At 19.6% G+C, this 25,772-nt stretch carries 18 protein-coding genes and 2 tRNA genes; 2 read left to right on the plus strand and 18 right to left on the minus strand.

Annotation, left to right across the window (positions count from 1 at the left end; all coding sequences use genetic code 11):
• Positions 1-12: 12 nt before the first annotated feature.
• From lepA to efp, 9 genes are all read right to left on the minus strand, one after another.
• Positions 13-1,803, minus strand: coding sequence for a translation elongation factor 4 (gene lepA, locus GJT91_RS00825; protein ID WP_168868371.1), 1,791 nt, complete (start codon positions 1,801-1,803; stop codon positions 13-15).
• Positions 1,804-1,870: 67 nt separating this feature from the next.
• Positions 1,871-3,910, minus strand: coding sequence for a M3 family metallopeptidase (locus GJT91_RS00830; protein WP_168868372.1), 2,040 nt, complete (start codon positions 3,908-3,910; stop codon positions 1,871-1,873).
• A gap of 95 nt (positions 3,911-4,005) precedes the next feature.
• On the minus strand, positions 4,006-4,749 hold the full coding sequence (gene rlmB / locus GJT91_RS00835; RefSeq protein ID WP_168868373.1) for a 23S rRNA (guanosine(2251)-2'-O)-methyltransferase RlmB: 744 nt from the start codon (positions 4,747-4,749) through the stop codon (positions 4,006-4,008).
• Between the two features lie 55 nt (positions 4,750-4,804).
• Positions 4,805-5,752, minus strand: coding sequence for a tRNA (adenosine(37)-N6)-dimethylallyltransferase MiaA (miaA, locus tag GJT91_RS00840; RefSeq protein WP_168868374.1), 948 nt, complete (start codon positions 5,750-5,752; stop codon positions 4,805-4,807).
• 9 nt (positions 5,753-5,761) lie between these two features.
• Positions 5,762-7,483 carry a DNA mismatch repair endonuclease MutL gene (gene mutL / locus GJT91_RS00845; protein ID WP_168868375.1) on the minus strand — a complete coding sequence of 574 codons (1,722 nt, stop codon included), beginning with the start codon at positions 7,481-7,483 and terminating at the stop codon, positions 5,762-5,764.
• A 76-nt stretch (positions 7,484-7,559) separates the two neighbouring features.
• Positions 7,560-7,633, minus strand: a tRNA-Gly gene (locus tag GJT91_RS00850).
• A 60-nt stretch (positions 7,634-7,693) separates the two neighbouring features.
• Positions 7,694-8,248, minus strand: a complete 555-nt coding sequence (gene orn, locus GJT91_RS00855; RefSeq protein WP_168868376.1) for an oligoribonuclease — start codon at positions 8,246-8,248, stop codon at positions 7,694-7,696.
• An 873-nt stretch (positions 8,249-9,121) separates the two neighbouring features.
• Positions 9,122-10,087, minus strand: a complete 966-nt coding sequence (epmA, locus tag GJT91_RS00860; protein ID WP_168868377.1) for an elongation factor P--(R)-beta-lysine ligase — start codon at positions 10,085-10,087, stop codon at positions 9,122-9,124.
• 26 nt (positions 10,088-10,113) lie between these two features.
• Positions 10,114-10,686: an elongation factor P gene (gene efp / locus GJT91_RS00865; RefSeq protein WP_168868378.1), complete on the minus strand. Its 573-nt coding sequence runs from the start codon at positions 10,684-10,686 to the stop codon at positions 10,114-10,116.
• Positions 10,687-10,758: 72 nt separating this feature from the next.
• Between efp and GJT91_RS00870 the strand changes: the two genes are divergently transcribed.
• The gene (locus GJT91_RS00870) at positions 10,759-11,736 is read left to right on the plus strand and encodes a KamA family radical SAM protein (protein WP_168868379.1); all 978 of its coding nucleotides are present in this window, start codon (positions 10,759-10,761) and stop codon (positions 11,734-11,736) included.
• A gap of 117 nt (positions 11,737-11,853) precedes the next feature.
• Here the strand turns inward: GJT91_RS00870 and groL are convergent, their stop codons facing one another.
• Together groL and GJT91_RS00880 are read right to left on the minus strand one after the other, a co-directional pair.
• Positions 11,854-13,500, minus strand: coding sequence for a chaperonin GroEL (gene groL, locus GJT91_RS00875; protein ID WP_168868380.1), 1,647 nt, complete (start codon positions 13,498-13,500; stop codon positions 11,854-11,856).
• A 76-nt stretch (positions 13,501-13,576) separates the two neighbouring features.
• The gene (locus tag GJT91_RS00880) at positions 13,577-13,867 is read right to left on the minus strand and encodes a co-chaperone GroES (protein ID WP_168868381.1); all 291 of its coding nucleotides are present in this window, start codon (positions 13,865-13,867) and stop codon (positions 13,577-13,579) included.
• A 327-nt stretch (positions 13,868-14,194) separates the two neighbouring features.
• On the opposite strand from GJT91_RS00880, the gene GJT91_RS00885 reads away from it, so the two are divergent.
• Positions 14,195-14,267: transfer RNA gene (locus tag GJT91_RS00885), tRNA-Phe, on the plus strand.
• A 207-nt stretch (positions 14,268-14,474) separates the two neighbouring features.
• Here GJT91_RS00885 and GJT91_RS00890 read toward each other — a convergent pair.
• The 7 genes from GJT91_RS00890 to ilvE form a co-directional block, all read right to left on the minus strand.
• Positions 14,475-15,650: an OmpA family protein gene (locus GJT91_RS00890; RefSeq protein WP_168868382.1), complete on the minus strand. Its 1,176-nt coding sequence runs from the start codon at positions 15,648-15,650 to the stop codon at positions 14,475-14,477.
• 165 nt (positions 15,651-15,815) lie between these two features.
• Positions 15,816-16,823: a CAF17-like 4Fe-4S cluster assembly/insertion protein YgfZ gene (gene ygfZ / locus GJT91_RS00895; RefSeq protein ID WP_168868383.1), complete on the minus strand. Its 1,008-nt coding sequence runs from the start codon at positions 16,821-16,823 to the stop codon at positions 15,816-15,818.
• A gap of 60 nt (positions 16,824-16,883) precedes the next feature.
• Positions 16,884-20,111, minus strand: a complete 3,228-nt coding sequence (gene carB, locus GJT91_RS00900) for a carbamoyl-phosphate synthase large subunit (RefSeq protein ID WP_168868384.1) — start codon at positions 20,109-20,111, stop codon at positions 16,884-16,886.
• A 2-nt stretch (positions 20,112-20,113) separates the two neighbouring features.
• Positions 20,114-21,259, minus strand: coding sequence for a glutamine-hydrolyzing carbamoyl-phosphate synthase small subunit (gene carA, locus GJT91_RS00905; RefSeq protein WP_211080617.1), 1,146 nt, complete (start codon positions 21,257-21,259; stop codon positions 20,114-20,116).
• Positions 21,260-21,553: 294 nt separating this feature from the next.
• Positions 21,554-23,029, minus strand: a complete 1,476-nt coding sequence (gene ilvC, locus GJT91_RS00910) for a ketol-acid reductoisomerase (protein ID WP_168868386.1) — start codon at positions 23,027-23,029, stop codon at positions 21,554-21,556.
• A gap of 232 nt (positions 23,030-23,261) precedes the next feature.
• Complete coding sequence (ilvD, locus tag GJT91_RS00915) at positions 23,262-25,124, minus strand: dihydroxy-acid dehydratase (RefSeq protein ID WP_168868387.1); 1,863 nt, start codon at positions 25,122-25,124, stop codon at positions 23,262-23,264.
• 29 nt (positions 25,125-25,153) lie between these two features.
• Positions 25,154-25,772, minus strand: a 619-nt coding sequence (gene ilvE, locus GJT91_RS00920) for a branched-chain-amino-acid transaminase (RefSeq protein WP_168868388.1), incomplete at its 5' end; no start/stop codon positions are given.

A 25,772-nucleotide genomic window follows, 5' to 3' on the forward strand; every position in this document is an offset into this window, starting at 1 on the left:
ATTTTACATAAATTATTTTGTTATTTTTAATATAGCTAAAAAAACTGAAGATGGTAATAAAACATTTCCAAAATTTTTCATACGTTTTTTCCCTTCTTTTTGTTTTTGAATTAATTTTTTTTTTCTACTAATATCGCCACCATAACATTTAGCAATAACATTTTTACGTAATTGTTTAATAGTAGTACTAGAAATAATTTTTTTTCCAATTGTAGCTTGAATAATAATATTAAATTGTTGTCTAGGTATTAATTTTTTTAATTTTTCCACCAATATACGACCATAAGAATATATTTTATCTTTATATATAATTGTTGTCATTGCATCAACACGTTTTTTATTAATGAGTATATCCATACAAACTAAATCAGATTTTTTAAATTTTATAAAATTATAATCTAAAGATGCATATCCTTTTGTAATAGATTTTAATTGATCAAAAAAATTTATAATAACTTCAATCATAGGTATTTCATAAATTAAAATTACATTATTATCATGATATATTATATCTACTTGTATTCCATTTTTTGAAATGCATAATTTAATAATTTTACCTATATATTTTATAGGAGATAAAATTTTACATTTTAAAATAGGTTCTTTTATTTCTTTTATTAAATGGAATAAAGGAAATTTTGATGGATTATCTACATACAAAATTTTTTTATTTATTGTTTTTATTTGATATTTTACTGTAGGTGTAGTCATAATAATATCTATATTATATTCTTTTAGTAAACGTTGTTGTACAATTTCCATATGTAATAAACCTAAAAAACCACATCTAAATCCAAAACCTAATATATCAGAATTTTCTGGTTCAAAAAATAAAGAAGAATCATTTAAACTTAATTTTTTTAATGCATTACTAAATATTTGATATTCATTAGATATAATTGGAAATAAACCAGCAAAAACTTTAGGTATGCTTTTTTTAAAACCTTTTAATATAAAAGTAGCAGGTTTTGTATATGATGTTATTGTGGCTCCAACAGGAACATCATTTATATTTTTTATACCTAATACTATCCAACCAACTTCACCACATTTTAAATTATCTAATTCTATTTTTTTAGGTGTAAAAATACCAATTTTATCTACAAAGTATTTTTTTTTTGTATTCATTATTACTATTTTCATTCCTTTATAAATTTGTCCATTTTTAATACAAATTAATCCAACTACTCCTAAATAATTATCAAACCATGAATCTATAATTAGAGCTTGTAATAATGCATTGATATTTCCTTTAGGGGGAGGAATAATCTTAATTAAATTTTCTATTATTTTTTTAACTCCTAATCCAGTTTTAGCTGAACATTTTAAAATTTTTTGAGATTTAATACCTATAATTTCTCTTATTTCTTTTTTTGTTTTTTCAATATTTGCAGTTAATAAATCAATTTTATTAATTACAGGTAAAACTTTTAATCCCATTTTAAAAGCAGTATTACAATTAGATAAAGTTTGTGCTTCTATTCCTTGAGTAGCATCTATTAATAATAAAGCACCTTCACATGCTGACAAAGATCTAGAAACTTCATAAGAAAAATCTACATGTCCAGGTGTATCAATAAAATTTAATTTATATAAATTATTATTCTTTGTTTTATAACTTAAAGAAACACTTTGTGCTTTTATCGTAATACCTCTTTCTTTTTCTAAAATCATACTATCTAAAACTTGAGATGTCATTTCTCTTTTGGATAATCCACCACATATTTCTATTAATCTATCTGATAATGTTGATTTACCATGATCAATATGAGCAATAATTGAAAAATTACGAATATTTTTCATAAAATTAAATTTTTATAAACCTTATGTATAAAATAATTTTACATAAATATAAATAAGCATATATTTATTATATTTTAATACCTCTTTGTAAGAGTAAAGCATTACTATTTAATTTTCTACCTCTAAATTTTTCAAATAAAATAATAGGATCTTGAGAACTACCTAAAGATAAAAGATTATCTAAAAATTTTTTCCCTATTATAGGATTAAATAATCCATTTTTTTTAAAATAAAAAAAGGAATCTGCAGCTAATTGTTCTGACCATAAATAACTATAATATCCAGCTGCATATTCTCCACCAAAAATATGATTAAATACATTAGTATATTTATTCCATTTAGGAATAGGTATAATTGTTATTAAATTTTTTCTAATTTTTTCTATTAAATCTAATATTTGATTATGATTTTTTTTAGGATTAAACTCATTATGAATTTTTATATCAAATAAACTTAATTCTATTTGACGCATAAGAGATAAGGCAGCATTATATTTTTTAGATGAAATTAATTTATTCATTATATTTATAGGTAGATTATCATTATTTTGATAATGACTAGAAAGAATTTTTAATGATTTTAATTCCCAACACCAATATTCCATAAATTGGCTAGGAAATTCTACTATATCTAAAGGAATTCCATTAATTCCTGATATATTTGGTATTTCTATTTTCGAAGTAATATGATGCAAAGCATGGCCAAATTCATGAAATAAAGTTAAAATTTCGTTATGATTTAATAAAAAAATATTATTTGTTGAAGGAGTAAAGTTACAATTTACGTAAGCTACTGGATATTGTAATGTTTTATCATTTTTTAACATTTTAGTTTGGCATATATCCATCCAAGCACCATTTCTTTTTTCTGAACGAATATATAAATCAAAATATATACTACCATATAGTTTATTGTCAGAATTAAAAACATCAAAAAAAATAACATTTTTATTCCAAACTGATATTTTTCTTTGTTTAAATAACAAACCATATATTTTTTTTACAATTTTAAACATTCCTTTCATAACTGAAGAAATTGGAAAATAATTACGTATATCATTATCATTAATGCCATATAAATAAAATTTATATTTTTCTGAAAAAAAAGTTATATCCCATGGATTAATATTAATTATGTTATATTTTTTTTTAATAAATTGTTTTAAATCATATACTTCTTTTTTTGCTTGTTTTTTAGATAATTTAATTAATTTATATAAAAATGATAAAACATTATTAATTTTTTTTGCTGATTTAGTAATGAGAGATTGTTCAGAATAAGAATTATATCCTAATAAATTTGATAATTTTAATCTTAAAGATAATTCTTTCATTATAATAGGTTCATTATCTAATTTAATAGAACTAATAGAAGAAGCCCTTGTATTATATTTATAATATATTTTTTTTCTTAAATTTATATTTTTTGCATATGTAATTATTGATAAATATATTGGCACATCTAGAGTAATTAGATATCCTGTTTTATTTTTTTGTAAAGCATTTTTAGCCATAATATTTATTATATAATTTGGTACTCCAGTTAATTTTTTTTTATCTGTTATATTTTTTTCCCATTTTAAAGTACTATCAAATACATTATTATTAAAATTATTTTGTAATTTTGATAAGTATGTTACTAATAAAGAATATTTTTTTTTTTTTTCTTGATTTAATAAAATTCCTGATAATTTAAAATCACGTATTATATCATTAATAGATTTTATTTTTAATTTATGAAAATTTAAATTATTTTGATTATTTTTTATTTGTATATAAGCATCATATAATTGTTTATTTTGTTGAATCCATATATTATAATTAATAATCATTTTTGTAATAACTTCATAAATTTTTCTTATTTCTTTATTATTACATACATAATTTAAATGACTTATCGGAGAAAAAATACGATATAATTTTTCATGTAATTCTAATATTGGTTGACAAAAATTTTGCCAATTATAATTATTTTTATTTTCATCTAAAATTTTCTTTATTTTTTTTTTACATAAACTAATTGTAATTTCAATTGCAGGAATCATACAATTATTAGTTATTTTACTAAAAGGAGGTAATAAAAAATGAGATAATAAAGGATTATGCACAATCTACTCCTAATTTTTAGGTGTGAATAAATAATATTAATAAATTATTTTTAAATTTATATTTTATCAATAATTAATATAAAAATTTTTTACAATTATAAAAAATAATTTTGTCTAATAATTTCAAATAAAAAAATTCCAGTAGCTACAGAAACATTTAATGAATTTACGTTATTATTTATAGGTATAGAAAATAACTCATCGCAATTTTTTTTTATAATAGATTTTATTCCTTTATTTTCTGATCCCATTATTAAACATATAGGATAAAATAATTTATAATTGTAAAAAATTTTATTTTTTTGATTATTATCCGCACCAATAATAAATATGTTATATTTTTTTAAAATTTTAATAGTGTTGAGAATATTTTTTACAAAAATAATAGGAATATTTTCTGATGTTCCGCAGGAAACTTTTTTAACAGTAGCATTTATTTTAACTGAAGAATTTTTAGGTAAAATAATCATAGTAACCTTAGCTGCAACTGCACTTCTTATGCATGCTCCAAAATTGTGAGGATCTGTTATCCTATCTAAAATTAAAATTAATATTTTTTTTGTTATACTTATTATTTTAATAATATCTTTTTCATTAAAAGATTTTATTTTATTGATTAAACCAATACATCCCTGATGTATACCATTATTAGTTTTTTTATTTAACCATTTTTTATTTACTTTATGTATACTAATATTATGTTTATTAGCATAAAATAATAATTCTTTAATTTTATTAGTTTTTTTTTTACTATTTAAAATAAATATTTTTTTTAAAGAAATAGGATTTTCTTTTAAAACATTAATAATAGAATATATTCCAAATATAATATCTTCCATATTATTTCGATTAATTATTTATAATTAATAAATATATCATAAAATATTAAATATTTTAATTTAACTTCTTTTTAATAAATTTTTGAATATAATTATAAGCTTTATTTATATCATTACTATCAAAAAAATATATATTTTCCCAATGACGTAACCAAGTTAATTGTTTTTTTGCTAAATGTCGTGTTGCAATTAATGTTTGTTTTATCATTTCATTATAATTAATTTTATTTAATATATACAAAAACATTTGTTTATATCCAATACAACGAATAGAGGGAAAATTCATTTTTAAATACTTGTTTTTAATAAGGTAACGTACTTCTTCTTCAAATCCTAATTTTAACATTTTAAAAATTCTTTTTTCTATATTATTATATAATATATTACGATCATAATAAGTTAATCCAAATTGATATATTTTATAAGGAATTTTTTTCCCAGGAATTTTTATTAATTCACTTAAAGTTTTGCCTGTTAAAAAAAATATTTCTAAAGCTCTTAAATTTCTTTGATTATCATTATAATGAATTTTTGTTGCAGAAATAAAATCTATTTTTTTTAACATATCATGATATGAGTTATATATTTTTTTATTTATTTGTTTCTTAATTATATTACGAATATTAATATTTGAAGCAGGTAAAGGTGACATAGTATTTATTAATTTGTTATAGTAAAACATACTACCTCCTACTAAAAATGGTATTTTACCTTTTTTAGTAATTTGATTCATAATATTTAAAACATCATTATAAAATTCCATAACAGAATAAGATTGATAAGGTTCTTTAATATCAATTAACCAATGTTTTTCATAAAAAAAATCAGTTTTTTGGGGTTTATCTGTTCCTATATTCATTTTTTTATAGATTAAAGAAGAATCTACACTGATTAATTCAATAGGTAAAATTTTAGCTAAACGAGTAGCTAAATAAGTTTTTTTAGACGCTGTTGTTCCCATTAAAAAAATAGCAATAGGTAATTTTTTAGTTTTATTATTCATGAATATAATTTATATATTTATTTTACAAAATAATTTTTTTATTGAAAAATTATTTTGTTCTAATTTTAATAATTCCAATTCCATTAATAAATCTATTATATTATAAAAATTCCATATTTTAGAAATATTTATTACATAATTAATAATCCATGCTACAATTTCTTTTAAAAAAATTTTTTTTATATTTAAAAAATATTTTAATAAATCAAAAAAAAAATTTTTTATATTAAAATTAGAAAATGATGAAAAAATAGGTATACATGTTATATTTATATTATATTCATTATTTAATAAAATGATAAATCCTAATTTTTGTAAAAAATTTTTTATTTTATATAAAAAAAAATACTCTTTTTTATTAATTTTTATTTTAATATTAACTTGAATATTTTTTATAATATTTTTATTTTTTAAGTGTAATTTTATTTTTATGTTTAATAATAAAAATATTAATTTTTCTATTTTAATAGAATATAAAAAATTATTTTTTTCAACAATAATATAAGTATTTTTTAAAATTATTAAAAATTTACCAAAATTTTTAAAATTAAATATTGGTATATTATCTAAATATACTAATTTTTTTTGTTCTATATTATTAAATAAAAATTTTGTTTTTTTTGGAAAATTTTTTTGAATAAAAAAATCTTTTGAATTATCTAATTTTAATTCATCATCTTGATTATTATCATTATAATTAATAATATTATTTTTACATATTTTATTTATTAAATTATTACATAATTTTTTTAAAATACTTTTATATATAAAATTATATAATATTTGTATATTATAAAAACATACATCAATTTTTTTTGGATGAATATTTATATCAATTAAATTAGGTTCTATTTCTAAATAAATTAAATAAGAATATTTATAATTTTTACTAAATTTATTTAATATTATTTTTTGAATAATACGGTTAATTAATTTAGTATGTATAATACGATTATTAACATAAAAATATTTAAAATTACCAGAATTTTTATTCTGATTAAATATATTTAATAATCCATATAATTTTATTTTTTTATAAGTCGAATTAATTTCTAATGAATTTTTTACAAAATTTTTACCATATATAATATTTACTCTATTTATATAAGAAAGATTATCTGTTATCTGTTTAAAATTATAAATAATTTTATTATTATACTTAAATTTTATTCCTATTTTTAATTTTATTAAAACAATTTTTTTAATTATATTTTTAATATATATAAATTCGATTCTTTCATTAGAAATGTATTTTCTTCTTGCAGGAAAATTATAAAAAAGATCGGTTAAAATAACAGTAGTACCTACAGGATGAGAAATTGGTTTTAAATAGATTATTTTTTTATTAAACCCTTCTGTATATAATTGCCATGCTATTTTTTGTTTTAATGTTTTAGATGTTATAGTCATTCTAGATATATCTTTTATACTAGTTAAAGCTTCTCCTCTAAAACCAAAACTTTTAAATGAATCTAAATCATTTAGATCATAAATTTTATTTGTAGCATATTTTTTTATACATAAAGTTAAATTTTTTTTATTCATTCCAGTACCATTATCATTTATATAAATAAATTTTATACCTCCTTTTTCTACAAAAATATTTATTTGAGATGCTTTAGCATCAATACTATTTTCAATTAATTCTTTAATTACAGTAGCTGGTCTATCAATTACTTCTCCAGCTGCTATTCTTTTAATAACATTTTTTGGTAAAATTTTAATAAACATTAATAATTAATTTAAAAGATTATTTAATAAATATAATATAAAAAGTAAAAATATTTATAATTAAATAATTAGATTAAGCGGGAAACGAGATTCGAACTCGCGACCCCAACCATGGCAAGGTTGTACTCTACCATACTGAGCTATTCCCGCAAAATAACTAAATATAATAATTAATATTATTAAATAATAATTTTATTTGTCAATAGATATTTAAAATATTATTTTTTTAAAAAAATAATTTTTATAAAATCTTAATTCTTCTATTGATTGATATATATCATTAAATGCATTATGTTGATGTTTTTTTTTTTTTAATTTAAGAAAAACATTAGGATTCCATTTTTTTATAAGTTCTTTTAATGTACTTACATCAATATTACGATAGTGAAAATATTTTTCTAATGTAGGCATATAATTATATAAAAAAATTCTATCTTTATATATACTATTACCACATAAAGGTGAACTTTGTGGTTTAATCCATAATTTTAGAAAATTTAAAGTATATAATTCTGCTTTTTTTTCATTAAATTTACTATTTTTAATTTTATTAATAAGTCCATTTTTTTTATGTATATTTTTATTCCATTTATTCATTAAATTTAAAATAATCTTATTTTGATATATTGGTATTATAGGTCCTATAGCTATAATTTTTAAGTTATAATTAGTAATTATAGTAGAAATTTCAATTATATGATCTTTATTTGGATTAAGACCTGTCATTTCTAAATCTAACCATATTAAATTATTATTTACTTGCATAAAAAATATCCTTAAATTAAAAATGAATAAATAATTATAAATTTAAAAATTTTAGAAAAAATAAAATTTTATTAAAATAATTTTAATAAAATAAGAAAAAATATATTTATAATATTTATTATTTAAACTATTTTTTATAAATTTTTAGTTATATATTAATAAAAAATATTAATAATAAATAATTATTTAATATTTTTATTTATTAAAATTTATAAAATAAATATGAAGAAATCAAATATCCTAATATTCTTAATGAAGAAAATTTAAATAAATTTAAATATAATTAATAAAATAATTATTATTTAATTTAAAAAAAATAATATTATTAATTAAATATTAAATAAATATCAATTTTTTTAAAATTATAAATATTTATTATTTAATTTTATAAAAAAAATTAAAATTTTTTAGATAAATACTTTTTAAAAAATTTATTTAATTATAAAATATAGATATTTAGTTTAAATAATATATTTTATTTATAAAAATTTTTTTTAATAATATAATTTTAAAAAATTTATGTAAATTATCTATTTTAAATGAAAAACAATTTTTATATTTTGAATATTATTTAATTTAGTAATAAAATTTTAATTAAATTTAATAATATTATAAAAAATATTAATATTTTTGATATGATTAATATCGAAAAATAAAAAATAAAATTTAAATTTAAAAATTAACTATATATTAATAATTTTTATAAAAAAATTTAATTTATTTTAAAAATAAAGTAATAAGTTATTTTAACTTAAGTTAAAATTATTATTTTATTTATAATTAAAATAATAAAATTTAATTTAAATTTTAAAAAGTATTAAAATAAAAATGAGAAAATGATTAGTTTTAATATTTTGAAATAAACATCTTATGTTAAGATATATTTATAGAAAAATTAATAATTTCGTGAATAGATTTTTTTTTTAATAAAAACATAATAAATCTATCTAAGCCAATGGCCATTCCTGAACAATCAGGTATACCATGTTTCATAGCTTTTAATAAATAATAATCTATTTTTTTACAGGGTAATCCTATTAATTTAAGTTTTTTATTATCTTGATTAAATCTTTTTTTTTGTTCATAACTATTTCTAAGTTCATGAAATCCATTTCCTAATTCAACCCCTTTAAAAAATATTTCAAATCTATTCGCTAAAAAACAATTATTTTTATTAATAGTTTCAGTGGTTTTTTGAGATGCAGGAAAATTATATATTAACACAGGTGATAAAAATCCTAATTTAGGTACAATGTATAAATCAAATAATATTTGTAAATAATCGTCAATTACATCATTTTTTTTAAAATCAATAAAACCTAATTTTTTAATAATAAAAAGTAATTTTTTTTTACTAATAAAAAAAGGATTTATTTTTAAATATTTTAAAAAAATTTTTTTATAAGAATATTTTTTTAATTTATTAAAACCAAATTCTATAAAAAAATTATCAACTTCATTTATTAATTGTTTTAAATTATAATTAATGTGATACCATTCTAACATAGTAAATTCAGGATTATGATATTTACCTAATTCTTCATTACGAAAACTATGACATATTTGATATATTGATTTATTCATTTTTAATGAAAGTATTCTTTTCATATGATATTCAGGACTAGTAACTAAAAAATATTGTTTTTTTTTTTTATAATGAATAAAATTTGTTTTAAATTGTTTTAAAAAAACATTAGTATTTTCAAATTGTGTTAATATAGGAGTATCTACTTCAATAAATTTTTTTTTATCAAAAAAATTTCTAATTTTTTTAATTATAAAAAAACGTTTTATTAAAGAATTAATATTAATATTAGGTAATCCATTAAATTTTTTCATATAATTATTATTTTTAATATTATTTGTTATTTAATACGAGAGACATATTTTTTTTTTCTTATATCAATTTTAATAATATCTCCAATTTTGATAAAATTTGGAACTTTTATTACTTCTTTATTACTTATTACTGCTAATTTATTATTATTATTTATTGTATCTCCTTTTTTTGATATTAAATTTGTATTAATTATCTTTAGATTAATAAAATTTGGTAATGTTAAAAATATAGGTAATTGATTCCAAAATGTTATATTATAATTAAATTGAGATATTAACCATTTTTTTTTATTTTTAATAACTTTTTTATCAAGTATAATTTGTTCAAAATTATTTTTATTCATAAAATAAAAAAAATCTTCTTTTTCATTATATAAATAAATTAATTTTTTTTCTAAAATATCTGCAGTATTTAATTTATCAGTAGATTTAAATGTTTTATCAATTAATTTTTCATTAATTAAATTCCTCATTTTAATTCTTACAAAGGATTGTCCTTTACCTGGTTTTACAAATTCACTATTTTCTATAATGTAAGGTTGATTAGAAAATATAAATTTCATACCAATTCTAAAATTATTACTATAATAATTAATCATTAATATTTTACCTTTTTTGAAAAAAAGATTTTAATTTATAATAATATAATTTTAAAAATATGAAATAATTCTATGAAAAAATTATGGTTAAAACAATTAAAAAATACTATTAATAATAATTTTGATCTTATAAAAATAACAAAAATAAAAAAACAAAATATTAAACAGTTTTTATGTAAAAAAAAAAATATATCTTTTAAAATAAAAATACCTAAAATTTTTATTAAAAAAATAGAAAAAAAAAATTATAGAGATCCTATTTTATTACAATTCATTTTTAATAAAAATGAATTAATTTTTCATAAAAAATATAATAGTAATCCATTAAACGAAAATTATATTATTCCGGGAATGATACATAAATATTATAATAGAGTATTAATATTAATAACAGGAATTTGTGCAGTACATTGTAGATACTGTTTTCGTAAAAAAATTAAAAAAATTAATTCAATAAAAAAATATGATTGGATAAAAATAATTAACTATATAAAAAAACATAAAGAAATAAATGAAGTTATTTTTTCAGGAGGAGATCCATTAATCATAAACGATTATAAAATTAATCTATTAATTAAAGATATTGAAAATATATCTCATATTAAGATATTAAGAATACATACTAGAATAATTTCTATTATTCCTGAAAGAATTACTAATAATTTAATAAAAATTTTTAGTAAATGTAGATTAAACATAATACTTGTTACACATATTAATCATTCAAATGAAATTAGTGAAAATTTATTTAATAAAATTTATCTTCTTAAAGAGAAAGGTATTACTATTTTAAATCAAAGTGTTTTATTAAAAAATATTAATGATAATTATAAAACTTTAATTAAATTAAGTAATAATTTATTTAATATTGGTATAATTCCATATTATTTACATTTATTAGATAAAGTAGAAGGTAGTAAACATTTTAATGTTTCAGAAAATAAAGCGAAAAAAATTATGAAAAAAATATTACCATTTTTATCTGGATTTTTAGTTCCTAAATTAATAAAGGATATTAATGGGGAAAAAAATCAAATTTATATTAAATAAAAAATAAAAAGCTGTGCCCTAAATAAATGCACAGCTATATATTAGCAGATTAATAAATTTATAATATTTTATATTAAAATTTTAAATAATAATTTCTTATTTTATTAATTTAATAAATTACATCATACCACCCATACCACCACCCATTCCACCTGGAGGTGTATTAGATATTTCTGATTTTTCATCTTTTGGTAAATCTGTAACCATACATTCTGTAGTAATCATAAGTCCTGCTACAGATGCAGAATATTGTAAAGCTGATCTTGTAACCTTAGTTGGATCTAGAATACCAAATTTAATCATATCTCCATATTCTTCATTTGCAGCATTATATCCATAATTACCATGACCATCCTTAACATTATTTGCTACTACTGATGGTTCTTCTCCAGCATTAGAAACTATTTGACGTAAAGGTGCTTCCATTGCCCTTAATGCTACTTTTATACCCATGTTTTGGTCTTCATTTTGACCAGTTAAATTCATTAATTTTGCTGCTACACGTACTAAAGCTACTCCTCCACCAGCTACAACACCTTCTTCTACAGCAGCTCTAGTAGCATGTAATGCATCTTCTACTCTAGCTTTTTTTTCTTTCATTTCTACTTCTGTAGCTGCACCAACTTTTAATACCGCAACTCCTCCTGCTAATTTAGCTACTCTTTCTTGAAGTTTTTCACGATCATAATCAGAAGTTGCTTCATCTATTTGTTGTCTTATTTGATTTACTCGTCCTGAAATATTTTCTTGTTTACCCATACCATCTATAATTGTTGTTGTATCTTTATTAATAACTATACGTTTAGCTTGTCCAAGATCATCTAATGTAGCTTTTTCTAATTCTAAACCAATTTCTTCTGAAATAACATTACCACCTGTAAGTATAGCAATATCTTGTAACATAGATTTACGACGATCTCCGAAACCAGGTGCTTTTACTGCAGAAACTTTTACTACACCACGCATAGTGTTAACAACTAAAGTTGCTAATGCTTCTCCATCAACGTCTTCAGCTATAATTAATAATGATTTACTTGATTTTGCAACTATTTCTAAAATAGGTAAAATTTCTCTGATATTTGAAAGTTTTTTATCAACTAAAAGTAAATATGGATTATCAAGTTCTACGGTACCTGAATCTGATTTATTAATAAAATAAGGTGATAAATATCCTCTATCAAATTGCATACCTTCTACTACGTCTAATTCATCTTGTAATCCAGTTCCTTCTTCAACTGTAATAACTCCTTCTTTACCAACTCTTTTCATTGCTTGAGCAATTAAATCACCTACAGTTTCATCTGCATTTGCAGAAATAGTTCCTACTTGAGCTATAGATTTTGAATTAGAACAAGGAACTGAAATAATTTTTAATTCTTCAACAGCTGCTATAACAGCTTTGTCTATACCTCTTTTTAAATCCATAGGATTCATACCAGCAGCAACTGCTTTTAACCCTTCACTAACGATAGATTGAGCTAATACACTCGCCGTAGTTGTACCATCACCTGCTACATCATTAGCTTTAGAAGCAACTTCCTTAACCATTTGTGCTCCCATATTTTCAAACTTATCTTCTAATTCTATTTCTCTAGCAACTGTTACTCCATCTTTAGTTATAGCTGGAGCTCCAAATGATTTATCTAATACTACATTTCTACCTTTAGGTCCAAGAGTAATCTTAACTGCATCTGCTAGTACGTTTACACCTCGTAACATTTTTACACGTGCGTCATTACCAAATTTTACGTCTTTAGCTGCCATTTTTAATATCCCTTAATTCATTTTCATATTAAATTAAACATATTTTTTATATTTATTTTATTTCATGATAATTTTATTATTTAACAATAGCTAAAATATCACTTTCAGACATTATTAAAATTTCTTCATTATCAATTTTTTCTGTTTTTACACTATAACCATCATTAAAAATAATTATATCACCTTTTTTGACATCTAATGGTTTCACTGTTCCATTATCTAAAATACGTCCTCTTCCTACTGCTAATACTTCCCCTCGAGTAGATTTTCCTGCAGCAGATCCTGTTAAAACAATTCCACCTGCAGATTTAGATTCAACTTCTTTTCTTCTTACAATAACACGATCATGTAATGGACGAATATTCATTTAATAATTCTCCTTTTAAGAAGTTTAGTCAATATTTTATAAACTAGTTCTAATTTATTTTGATTAATGTGACTTGAAAGATAAGGACATATTTTATATCTTTCAAGGTCTTTTAAAAAATTTTTATTTTTTAATAAAAAAATTATTTATATTAAAATATTTGTTTTATTAATAACTACTTACTTATATAAGTATTTTACTTAAGATTTTTTTAAAAATAAAATTATAATTTAATTATTATCTAATTTTAACATAAAAATATTGACGTTTTATTATAAATATTGGCATAATACATATTAATTTTTAGCATGTTTGTATAATTATTTTGCCCGGATAGCTCAGTTGGTAGAGCAGTGGACTGAAAATCCCCGTGTCGGTGGTTCAATTCCACCTTCGGGCATTTTTTATAAAAAATTAAAATTATATTTTCGTATTTTAGTTTATCTAAAAATAGAAATACAAACATGTAAAATTTTTTCATGTTTGTATCTATTTATTAAAACATAATTACTAAAATGTATATACTATTGCTTAAATAATAGTTTAAAAAAATCTAATTTATTTTATAAATTATACTTTTTATTTAAATAAATAAAAAAATAAAAAATTATTTTTTACAATTACTAAATATATAAATAATTTTAAAATTATTATCATACAATAAATTATTATTAAAATGAAATTTATAAGTTTTATAATTTTTAAGAAATTTTATTTCAACATAACGATCTAAAACTAAACATTTTTTTAAAAGTTTATAATTTTTTATTAATATACAATTTTTATTAATGGGTAAACTACCTAAACCTTTAACAATAATTTTTTTACAAAAATTATTATTTTTTTTAGAATTTAAATATTCAATTACTTTTTCAGCTCTTTTCTGAGATAAAGATTTATTATAAGTTTTTTCTCCTAAAATATCAGAGTGTCCTAATACTAATAATTCAGTATTTAAAAATTTTTTATTATTTTTTTTATTATCATTAATAATTTTATCTAATGTTTTTTTTGCTTCTTTATGAAGATTAAAATCATCAAAATTAAAAAATACTTTATATACTAAATGTTTTTTTTCAAAATTATTATTTTTTTTATTTTTTATATTATTTATAAAATTTCTTATTGATGGTAAACGATATTGATGTTGATGTTGATGTTGATGTTTATTAATAAATTGATAAAATATACTTATACTAAAAATAGAATTATTTGTTTTTTGTCCTAAATTAAAAATATTTTTATTTCCAATATTTTTTACCCATTGATATTCTAATCGAGATGACCAATTTTTATTTATTTTATATTCTCCTCCAAAAGCAAATAATGGAGAAACACTATAATATAATCTATCAATTTTTCTATCATCATTACTTTGTTTATTAGTTGTTTTAGCAAAAAAACCACCAAAACGACTATATAAAGATAATTTTTTATATATAGGAAATTTAATTTTAGTACTTAATTGTAATCCCTTAGATTCAAAAAAATTTTTAATATTTTGATTTTGAATATTTTGTTTAATTGTACCTAACCAATCAAATCCCATTTCAAAACTTAAAAAATTATTTTCTTGATATCCAAAAAAAAATCCAGGACTCATATAATTAAAATTACTATAAGATATATGATTTATATCTTTACCAAATAATTTAATATTATTAAATTGCGACCATCCTATTTTAGGACCAAAATACCAATAATTATTATTAGATTCAGCATTTGCAATATTACAGATATTAGTTATAATTATGATTATAAAAAAAATAGTTATTTTTCTCATTTTATTTAAACCTTTTATAATTAAAAATAATAATATTAAAATTTTATACTTTACACATCTTTTATTTATGTAAATAAAAAATATATAATTTTTAGAATCAAAATATAATTATATTTTAAAAAATATATTATTAATATAACATTTTTAGAAAATAATTTTTTATAATTATTCAAATTTTTTTATAATAAAAAAAATATTTTTTTTATCTTTATTAAATCTAATTAAAGAATTTTTTAAGATATTATTTTTTAAAATAACTTGTATCCAAATTATATTTTTTTTTATTTTTAAGGATTTTAAAATTCTACTTCCTTTTATAATTTCCCATTTATTTATAATGTTATTTTTAAATTCTAATAAATCATTATATAAAGGTACAAAATTTGTTTTTCCTTCTAATAAAAATAATCCTTTATTTTTTTTATTTCTAAATTTAAAACTACTAATTATTTCTTGTCCTAAATAACAACCTTTATTGTAATTAATTGCATTAAATTTTTCCATATTAATTTGTTGTGGTAAAAATAAATTACAATTATTAATATTATCAATAATAGGATATCCTATTTCCATATTAAATTTAAGCCAGTAATTAAAATTAGATATATTAATTTTATTTTTAATAAAAAAATTTTTAATAAAAAAATTAGAACTTTTTTTTGATAAAATTATAAAATAATAATTAGAAAAATTAAAAAATTTTAATATAATATATTCCTTTATAAAAAATAAAGATTTTTCTTTTAAAAAAAAATCATTACTTTTAAATATTTTTGACATAAAATTTTCTAAATTCCCCCCTGATAATCCAAAGAAATTATTTTTAAGATTTAAAATAATTTTAATATTATATATTAATGTATATTTTTTAATATCTATTAAGTATTTTTTAACTATATTTTTTTTTATAATACATTGATAATTATTATCAAAATCTTTATAAATATACATATTTATTAATACTTTTCCTTGTGAATTACAATGAAGAGCATTAAAAAATTTAATATTATTGTCTAATTCATTTATATTAATCGTTAACTGATTTTGTAAAAAAATTTTATTATCAGGACCTTTAATAATGATTAATTGTAAATCACTTAAATTAATTAATTTTAATTTTTTATTAAAGTCATTTTTTTTATTTAAATTAAAAGATTTTTTAGAATTTAACATTTTATTTATAAAAAATTTTATTTTATATATAATTATTTGTATATATTATGATAATAATAATTATATTTTTAATAATTGTTTGTGTCTTTCTTGTAAAGAAAATATTTGGTTTTTAAATTCATGTTTTATTGCATTTATTGTAGCGATAGCTCCATTAATGGTAGTATTATAATAAATATTATTTTGTAAAGCTGAAATACGTATTGATTTAGAATTTTGAATAGATTGTTTTTTTTCTGCAGTATTAATAATATAAGTATATCTTTTATTTTTTATAAAATTAATTATATTAGGAATATTTTCTTTTGGTTTTCTAACAATTTTAATTAATAATTTAGCTTTTTGTAAAAATTTTGCTGTTCCATATGTAGCTTCAATTTTAAAACCATAATTTATTAATTTTTTAACTAATGGAATAATAAATTTTTTATCTTTATTTTTAATAGATATTAATATAATACCATTTCTATGAATAGAAGTTTTAGTTCCTAACATCGTTTTATAAAATGCTTCAGAAAAAGAATTACCAATACCCATAACTTCTCCTGTAGACCTCATTTCTGGTCCTAAAATAGGATCTATATTATCAAATTTATTAAAAGGTAATACAACTTCTTTAACAGAAAAATATGGTGGAATAATTTCTTTTATAATATTTAAACTAGATAAAGATTTTCCTACCATTATTAATGCTCCTATTTTTGCTAATGGAATATTTATTGCTTTAGAAATAAAAGGAATAGTTCTAGATGCTCTAGGATTAACTTCTATTAAATAAATTTCTTTTTTTTTAATAGCAAATTGTATATTTATTAATCCACATACATTAATTTTTATAGCTATTTTTTTAGTTTGATAACGAATTTCATTTAAAATTTCTTTACTTAAAGTACGAGTAGGTAAAGAACAAGCAGAATCTCCAGAATGTATTCCTGCTTGTTCAATATGTTCCATAATACCACCTATAAAAACATTTTTTCTATCACAAATAGCATCTACATCTACTTCTATCGAATCATTTAAAAATTTTTCTATTAAAACAGAATTATTTTTCTTATTTTTTAATAAAAAATAATTTTTTAATTCTTTTTTATCATATATTATTTCCATAAATTTTCCACCTAAAACATATGAAGGTCTAACTATAATAGGATAACCAATTATTTTTGCTTTTTCTAAAGCTTTATCTAAATTTTTTACTACATAATTCAAAGATTGTTTTAATTTTAAAGAATTAATAATATATTGAAATTTTTTTCTATCTTCAGCAATATCAATATCAGATGGACTTGTACCTATAATATTAACTCCTTCATTTTCTAATGATTGAGCTAAATTTAAAGGAGTTTGGCCTCCATATTGAACTATAATTCCTTTAGGTTTTTCTATTCTAACAATTTCTAAAATACTTTCTAAAGTAATAGGTTCAAAATATAAACGATCTGAAATATCGTAATCAGTAGAAACAGTTTCTGGATTACAATTAATAATAATTGTTTCAAAGTTATTTTGTCGTAATATCATCGATGCATGAACACAACAATAATCAAATTCAATACCCTGTCCTATTCTATTTGGTCCACTTCCTAAAATAATAATTTTTTTTTTGTTATCAGTAGGATTAGCTTCACATTCTGTTTCATATGTGGAATATATATATGCAGTATTAGTTTTGAATTCAGCAGAACATGTATCTACCCTTTTATATACTGGATGAATATTATATTTATATCTTAGATTTCTTATTGTTTGTTCACTTACATTAATAAGATTAGATAATCTTCCATCAGAAAATCCCTTTTTTTTTAATTTATATAAATATTTTTTATTATATAAACATTTAATACCTAATATTTTTATTTTATTTTCAATATTAACTAAATTTTTTATTTGATATAAAAACCACATATCTATTTTTGAATAATTATATATTTTTTTAATAGATATCTTTATTCTAAAAGCATCGGCAATAAATCTTATTCGATCTGGTCCTGGTTTTTTTAATTCTTGTATAATTAAATTAATATTTTTTTTATTTTTTTTTAAATTTATTTTAGGAGTAAAACCATTAATACCGATTTCTAAACTACATAATGCTTTTTGTATTGATTCTTGAAATGATCTACCTATAGACATAATTTCTCCTATTGATTTCATTTGTGTTGTTAATTTATTATTTACATTATGAAATTTTTCAAAATTAAATCTAGGTATTTTAGTTACTACATAATCAATAGATGGCTCAAAAGCAGCTGTAATATTATTACTTGTTATATCATTTACTAATTCATCTAATGTATAACCAATAGATAATTTTGTAGATATTTTAGCGATAGGAAAACCTGTTGCTTTAGAAGCTAATGCAGAAGAACGTGAAACACGAGGATTCATTTCAATAACTATTAATTTACCTGTAATAGGATTTACAGCAAATTGTACATTTGCTCCTCCAGATTGTATACCTATATGTTCTAATATAGATATAGACGCATTTCTCATTATTTGATATTCTTTATCTGATAAAGTCTGTGCTGGTGCAATAGTAATTGAATCTCCTGTATGAATTCCCATAGGATCTAAATTTTCAATAGAACAAATAATAATACAATTATTATTTTTATCTCTTATGAGTTCCATTTCATATTCTTTCCATCCAATTAAAGATTCATCAATAATTAATTCATGATTAAAAGATAAATTTAATCCATTTTTACAAATTTTTTTAAATTCTTTAAAATCATGTGCAATTCCTCCTCCACTTCCACCCATAGTAAATGATGGCCTAATAATACACGGAAAACCAATTTTTTTAACACAATTTATTGCTTCATCAATATTATGAATAGTATAAGAAATGGGTATATTTAAACCTAATTTTTTTATAATATTTGAAAAAATAAAACGATTTTCTGCTTTATTTATGCTATCTATTGTAATCCCAATTACTTCAACATTATATTTTTTTAAAATATTATTTTTATGTAAATTTAAAACACAATTTAGTGCAGTTTGTCCTCCCATAGTAGGTAAAATAGCATTAGGTTTTTCTTTTTCTATAATTCTAGCAATTATTTTCCAATCCATAGGTTCTATATAAGTAATATTAGCGATATCAGGATCAGTCATAATAGTAGCAGGATTAGAATTAACTAAAATTACATTATAACCTTCTTCTTTTAAAGCTTTACATGCTTGAGTACCAGAATAATCAAATTCACAAGCTTGTCCAATAATAATGGGACCAGCTCCTAAAATCATAATATTTTTTATATCAGTACGTTTTGGCATTTTTATAATCTCTTATATTTTATTATACGATATTTTTTAATTAATTTTATAAAATAATCAAATAAAATAGATGTATCATGTGGTCCTGGACTTGCTTCAGGATGTCCTTGAAAGCTAAAAGCAGATTGTTTAATGCAATGAATTCCCTGTATAGTATTATCAAATAATGATATATGTGTAATTCTTAAATTTTTAGAAAGATTATTTTTATCAATAGTAAATTGATGATTTTGAGTCGTAATGAAGACTTTATTATTTGCTAGATCTTTTACAGGATGATTACTTCCATGATGTCCTACATCCATTTTTTTAATCTTAGCTCCATTTGCCAGAGCTAATATTTGATGTCCAAAACAAATACCAAAAATTGGAATATTTGTTTTTAAAATTTTTTTTATATTATTAATAATATAAAGACATGGAGTAGGATCTCCAGGACCATTAGATAAAAAAATACCATCTGGATTTAATAATATTATTTCTTCATAACTAGTAAAAGCAGAAATAACAGTAACTTTACATTTTTTATCTATAAATATTTTTAATATATTTGTTTTAATACCAAAATCAAAAGCTAAAATATGTATAGAATTTTTATGTAATTTTACTGATTTATAATTTTTACTTCCTTGTATCCATGAATAATTTGCTTTTGTTGTAATTTCTTTTATTAAATTTAATCCTTTTAATCCATGAAATTTATTAATTTTATTTATAATATTTTTAAAATTAATTTTTTTTTTAGTAGATATTAATGCTATTTTTTTTATTTTTTTATCACGTATTAATCTTGTTAAATAACGAGTATCTATTCCTTCAATAGCAACAACATTATTTTTTTTTAAAAATGGTCCTAATTCTTCTGTACTACGATAATTACTTGCTATTTTTGATAAATGATTAATAATAAGTCCTTTTAAATAAATTTTTGATGATTCATTATCTTCCAAATTAATACCTGTATTACCAATATGAGGATATGTTAAAGTAACAATTTGTTTATAATATGAAGGATCAGTAATTATTTCTTGATAACCAGTAATTGCTGTATTAAATACTATTTCTCCTATAACTATTCCATCTATACCTATAGATTTACCAAATAATTTAGTTCCATCTTCCATAACTAATATTGCTTTATTATTCAAATTATGCTCCATAATTTATAATAAATATAAATTTTAAATAAAAATTTATTACATAATAAATATATTTTTATTATTTAATATACAAATTTTATAATATAAAATTTGTATATTAAATTTTTAATTTAATAAAAGATTTTAAAAGAAATGTATAAAAATAAAAATATAAAGATATTTATATATATAAAATAAAAGATAATATTAAAATTAAATAATATATTAATTATAATAATTAATATTAAAAAAAATAATAATATTTAAAATTACTCTCTTTTTAAAAAGAGAGTATATCTTTTTTTATTTAATTAAAGTTTTCATATGAGTCATATAACTTCTTAAAACATAACCTATTTTTTCAATAGGATGATTTCTAATATTATAATTTACATCACGTAAATAAATATTATTTATAAATTTATCCTTAATTTTTATAATACCTAAATCTTCTTTTGTAAGATTTTTCATAAATTTTTGTAATAAAGGAATAGCATGATTTGTAAATAAATAATTACCATATTCAGCTGTATCAGATATAACTTTATTCATTTCATATAATTTTTTTCTTGAAATAGTATTAGCAATTAAAGGTAATTCATGTAATGATTCATAATATGCAGATGCAGGTGATATTCCTGATTCTATCATTAATTCATATGTTAATTCAATACTACTCTTAATAAGAGCAGTCATAAAAATACCCTTATTAAAATAATCTTTTTCACTTACATAATTATTTTTTGTAATTTTAATTTTTTCAAAATTATTATTTTTATATATTTCTCTCCATTTCTTTAAATTTTGATTATTATTTTCCCAATCTTTTATAAGATCTTGAGAAAATTTTCCTGAAATTATATTATCAATATGTAATTTAAATAAGGGTTTTAATAATTTTTTTAAAATTAAAGATAATTCATAAGAACGTATTTTATTAAAATTATTTAATCTATCCATCATTAAACTAATACCTCCTTGTTTTAAGGCTTCAGTAACATATTCCCATCCAAATTGAATAAATTGTGAAGCATATGATGAATTAATATTAAATTCTAATAATTTATCAAATAATAAGATAGATGCTGTTTGTAACATTCCACATAAAACTGTTTGTTCTCCTATTAAATCAGATTTAACTTCTGCAATAAAAGATGATTCTAATACTCCAGCTTTATGACTACCAATAGCTACTGCCCAAGCTTTGGCTATTTTAAATCCAGAATTATTATTATCATAATTTTGATGAACAGCAATTAAAGCTGGAACACCAAAACCTCTTTTAAATTCTTCTCTTACTTCTGTTCCTGGACATTTTGGTGCAACCATAATTACCGAAATATTTTTAGGAATAATCTCTCCTTCTTCTATAATATTAAAACCATGAGAATAACCTAATGTAGCTTTTTCTTTTATTAAATGTTTAATTTTTTTTAAAACATTATGATGATTTTTATCAGGAGTTAAATTAATTATTAAATCTGCAGTAGGTATTAATTCTTTATATGAACCAATTACAAAATTATTCATATAAGCTCTTTGCCAAGATTCATTTTTATTTTTTATAGATTCGTTTTTTAAAGCATAAGATATATTTAATCCAGAATCTCTCATATTTAATCCTTGATTTAACCCTTGAGATCCACATCCTATAATAACAATTTTTTTATTTTTTAAATCATTTATACTTTGTATAAATTCATTAGGTTGCATTAATCTACATTTTTGTAAATTCTTTAATTTTCTACGAAAATTTAAACTATTAAAATAATTTTTCATTAAAATAATCCTATTTAATATATAAATTAATATTTAATTAGTTTAGTAAATATTTTTAAAAAAATATTTATTAAATATAAATGAATATTATTTTATCATTTATTTAAGAAAACTTATACATAGTTTATACTGAATAAATTATATTTTATTTTTATAAATTAATTTATTATATAATTTAAGATAAATTAATTTCAAAATTGATTTATTATTTAAAATATTTAAATTTAAATTTTTATTTATAAATATCTAACTTATTTTTATCTCTAACAGCACCTTTATCAGCACTAGTTACTAAATATGCATATGCTTTTAATGCAAAAGAAATTTTTCTTTTTCTTTTTAATTTAGGAGTATAGGCTAAATGTTTTCTCTGTTCTTCTATTTTTATTCTATCTATTAGAATATTATTTGGTACATCTAGTATTATAGATCTATTTGGTATATTAATTTTAATAATATCCCCATTTTTTATTAATGCTATCATACCTTTATTTGCTGCTTCAGGAGAAATATGTCCTATAGATAACCCAGAAGTACCACCTGAAAATCTTCCATCAGTAATTAAAGCACAATTTTTATTTAATTTCATTGATTTTAAATAGGAAGTAGGATATAACATTTCTTGCATTCCTGGTCCTCCTTTTGGCCCTTCATACCTTATTACAACGATTTCACCTGGAAAAATTTTTTTATTTAAAATTGCATATATTGCTGATTCCTGACTTTCATATACTTTAGCTTTTCCTGTAAAAATTAGTAATTTTTTATCTACACTAGCTGTTTTTACAACACATCCATTTTTAGCAAGATTACCATATAAAACAGCTAATCCTCCATCTTTGCTAAATGCATATTTATATGAACGTATACAACCTTTTTTTCTATTATTATCTAAATTATTCCATATTCTATTTTGTGAAAAAGGCTTGGTAGTCTTAATATTTCCTGGAGCAGAAGAAAAAAAATTTTTTATTTTTAAATCTTTATTAATCATTATGTCATATTTTTTTATTGTTTCTTTTATTGTTAATCCTAAGATATTTTTAGTATTTTCATGTATTAATCCTATTCTATTTAATTCTCCTAAAATTCCTATAACTCCACCAGCTCTATGAAAATCTTCCATATAAAATTTATTTGTACTAGGAGAAACTTTACACAACCAAGGTATTTTTTTTGATAATTTATCTATTGTTTTGAGGTTAAAATTTATATTCGTTTCTTGAGCTAAAGCTAACATATGTAAAATCGTATTTGTAGATCCACCCATAGCAATATCTAACATAATTGCATTTTCAAAAGATTCTTGATTTGCAATATTTCTGGGTAAAAAATTAATATTATTATTTTCATAATATTTTTTTGTAATTTCTACTATTTTATGTGCTGACTTTATACATAATTTTTTACGATTTTTATGCGTAGATAGTAAAGAACCATTACCTGGTAATGCTAAACCTAAAACTTCTACTATACAATTCATTGAATTAGCTGTAAACATTCCTGAACAAGAACCACATGTTGGACATGCATTAAGTTCTATTTCTTGAATATAATTATCTGTTTTTTTTAAATCAGCTGATTCAATCATTGCATCAACTAAATTAATTTTAGTAATTTTTTTATTAATGTTTATAATTTTTCCAGCTTCCATTGGTCCGCCTGATATAAATACAGTAGGTATATTTAAACGTAAGCTAGCCATTAACATTCCTGGAGTAATTTTATCACAATTAGATATACAAATCATCGAATCTACACAATGAGCATTTATAACATATTCTATTGAATCAGCAATAAGTTCTCTAGAAGGTAAAGAATATAACATACCATTATGTCCCATAGCTATACCATCATCAATAGCTATTGTATTAAATTCTTTTGGGACAGCTCCTTTTTTTTTTATTTCCTTAGAAATTATTTTACTTAATTTTTGTAAGTGTATATGTCCAGGAACAAATTCTGAAAAAGAATTAACTATAGCAATAATTGGTTTATTAAAATCTTCATTATTCATACCTGTCGCTCTCCAAAGAGAGCGAGCTCCTGCCATATTACGACCTTTAGTTGTGGTAAATGAACGATAAGTAGGCATATTTCTCGCTTTTTTTTAATAATTAATTATTATAAATTTATATGATCTAACCAATTCCATTTATCTTTTATTTTTCCCGTAAATAAATATAAAAATTCTTCTTGTATTTTTTGTGTAATTTTCCCTTTTTTACCATTATTTATTAATATATCATCTATACTACAGACAGGAATAATTTCAGCTGCTGTTCCTGTTAAAAATATTTCATCAGCTAAATATATAAATTCTCTTAATATTAATGATTCTTTTATTTTTAAATTAATATTTTGTGCTATTTTTATAACTGAATCTCTTGTAATTCCTGGTAAAATAGATGAAGTTAATGGAGGAGTGAATAAAATATTATTTTTAATAATAAATATATTTTCTCCGGATCCTTCGGACACAAAACCTAAACTATCTAGTGCTATTCCTTCATCATATCCATTTCTTCGTGCTTCACTACTTATTAAGAATGAGGATAAATAATTACCACCTGCTTTTGCTAAACTAGGTATAGTATTAGGTTTAATTTTATTCCAAGAAGATACCATTGTCCTAATACCATTATTTTTTGCATTTTCACCAAAATAATTTTTCCATAAAAAAGCACTAATCATTACATCTGCATAATAATTTTTAGGAGGATTAATTCCTAAACCTACATCT

This window comes from Enterobacteriaceae endosymbiont of Donacia semicuprea (assembly GCF_012570535.1).
Classification (GTDB): domain Bacteria; phylum Pseudomonadota; class Gammaproteobacteria; order Enterobacterales; family Enterobacteriaceae.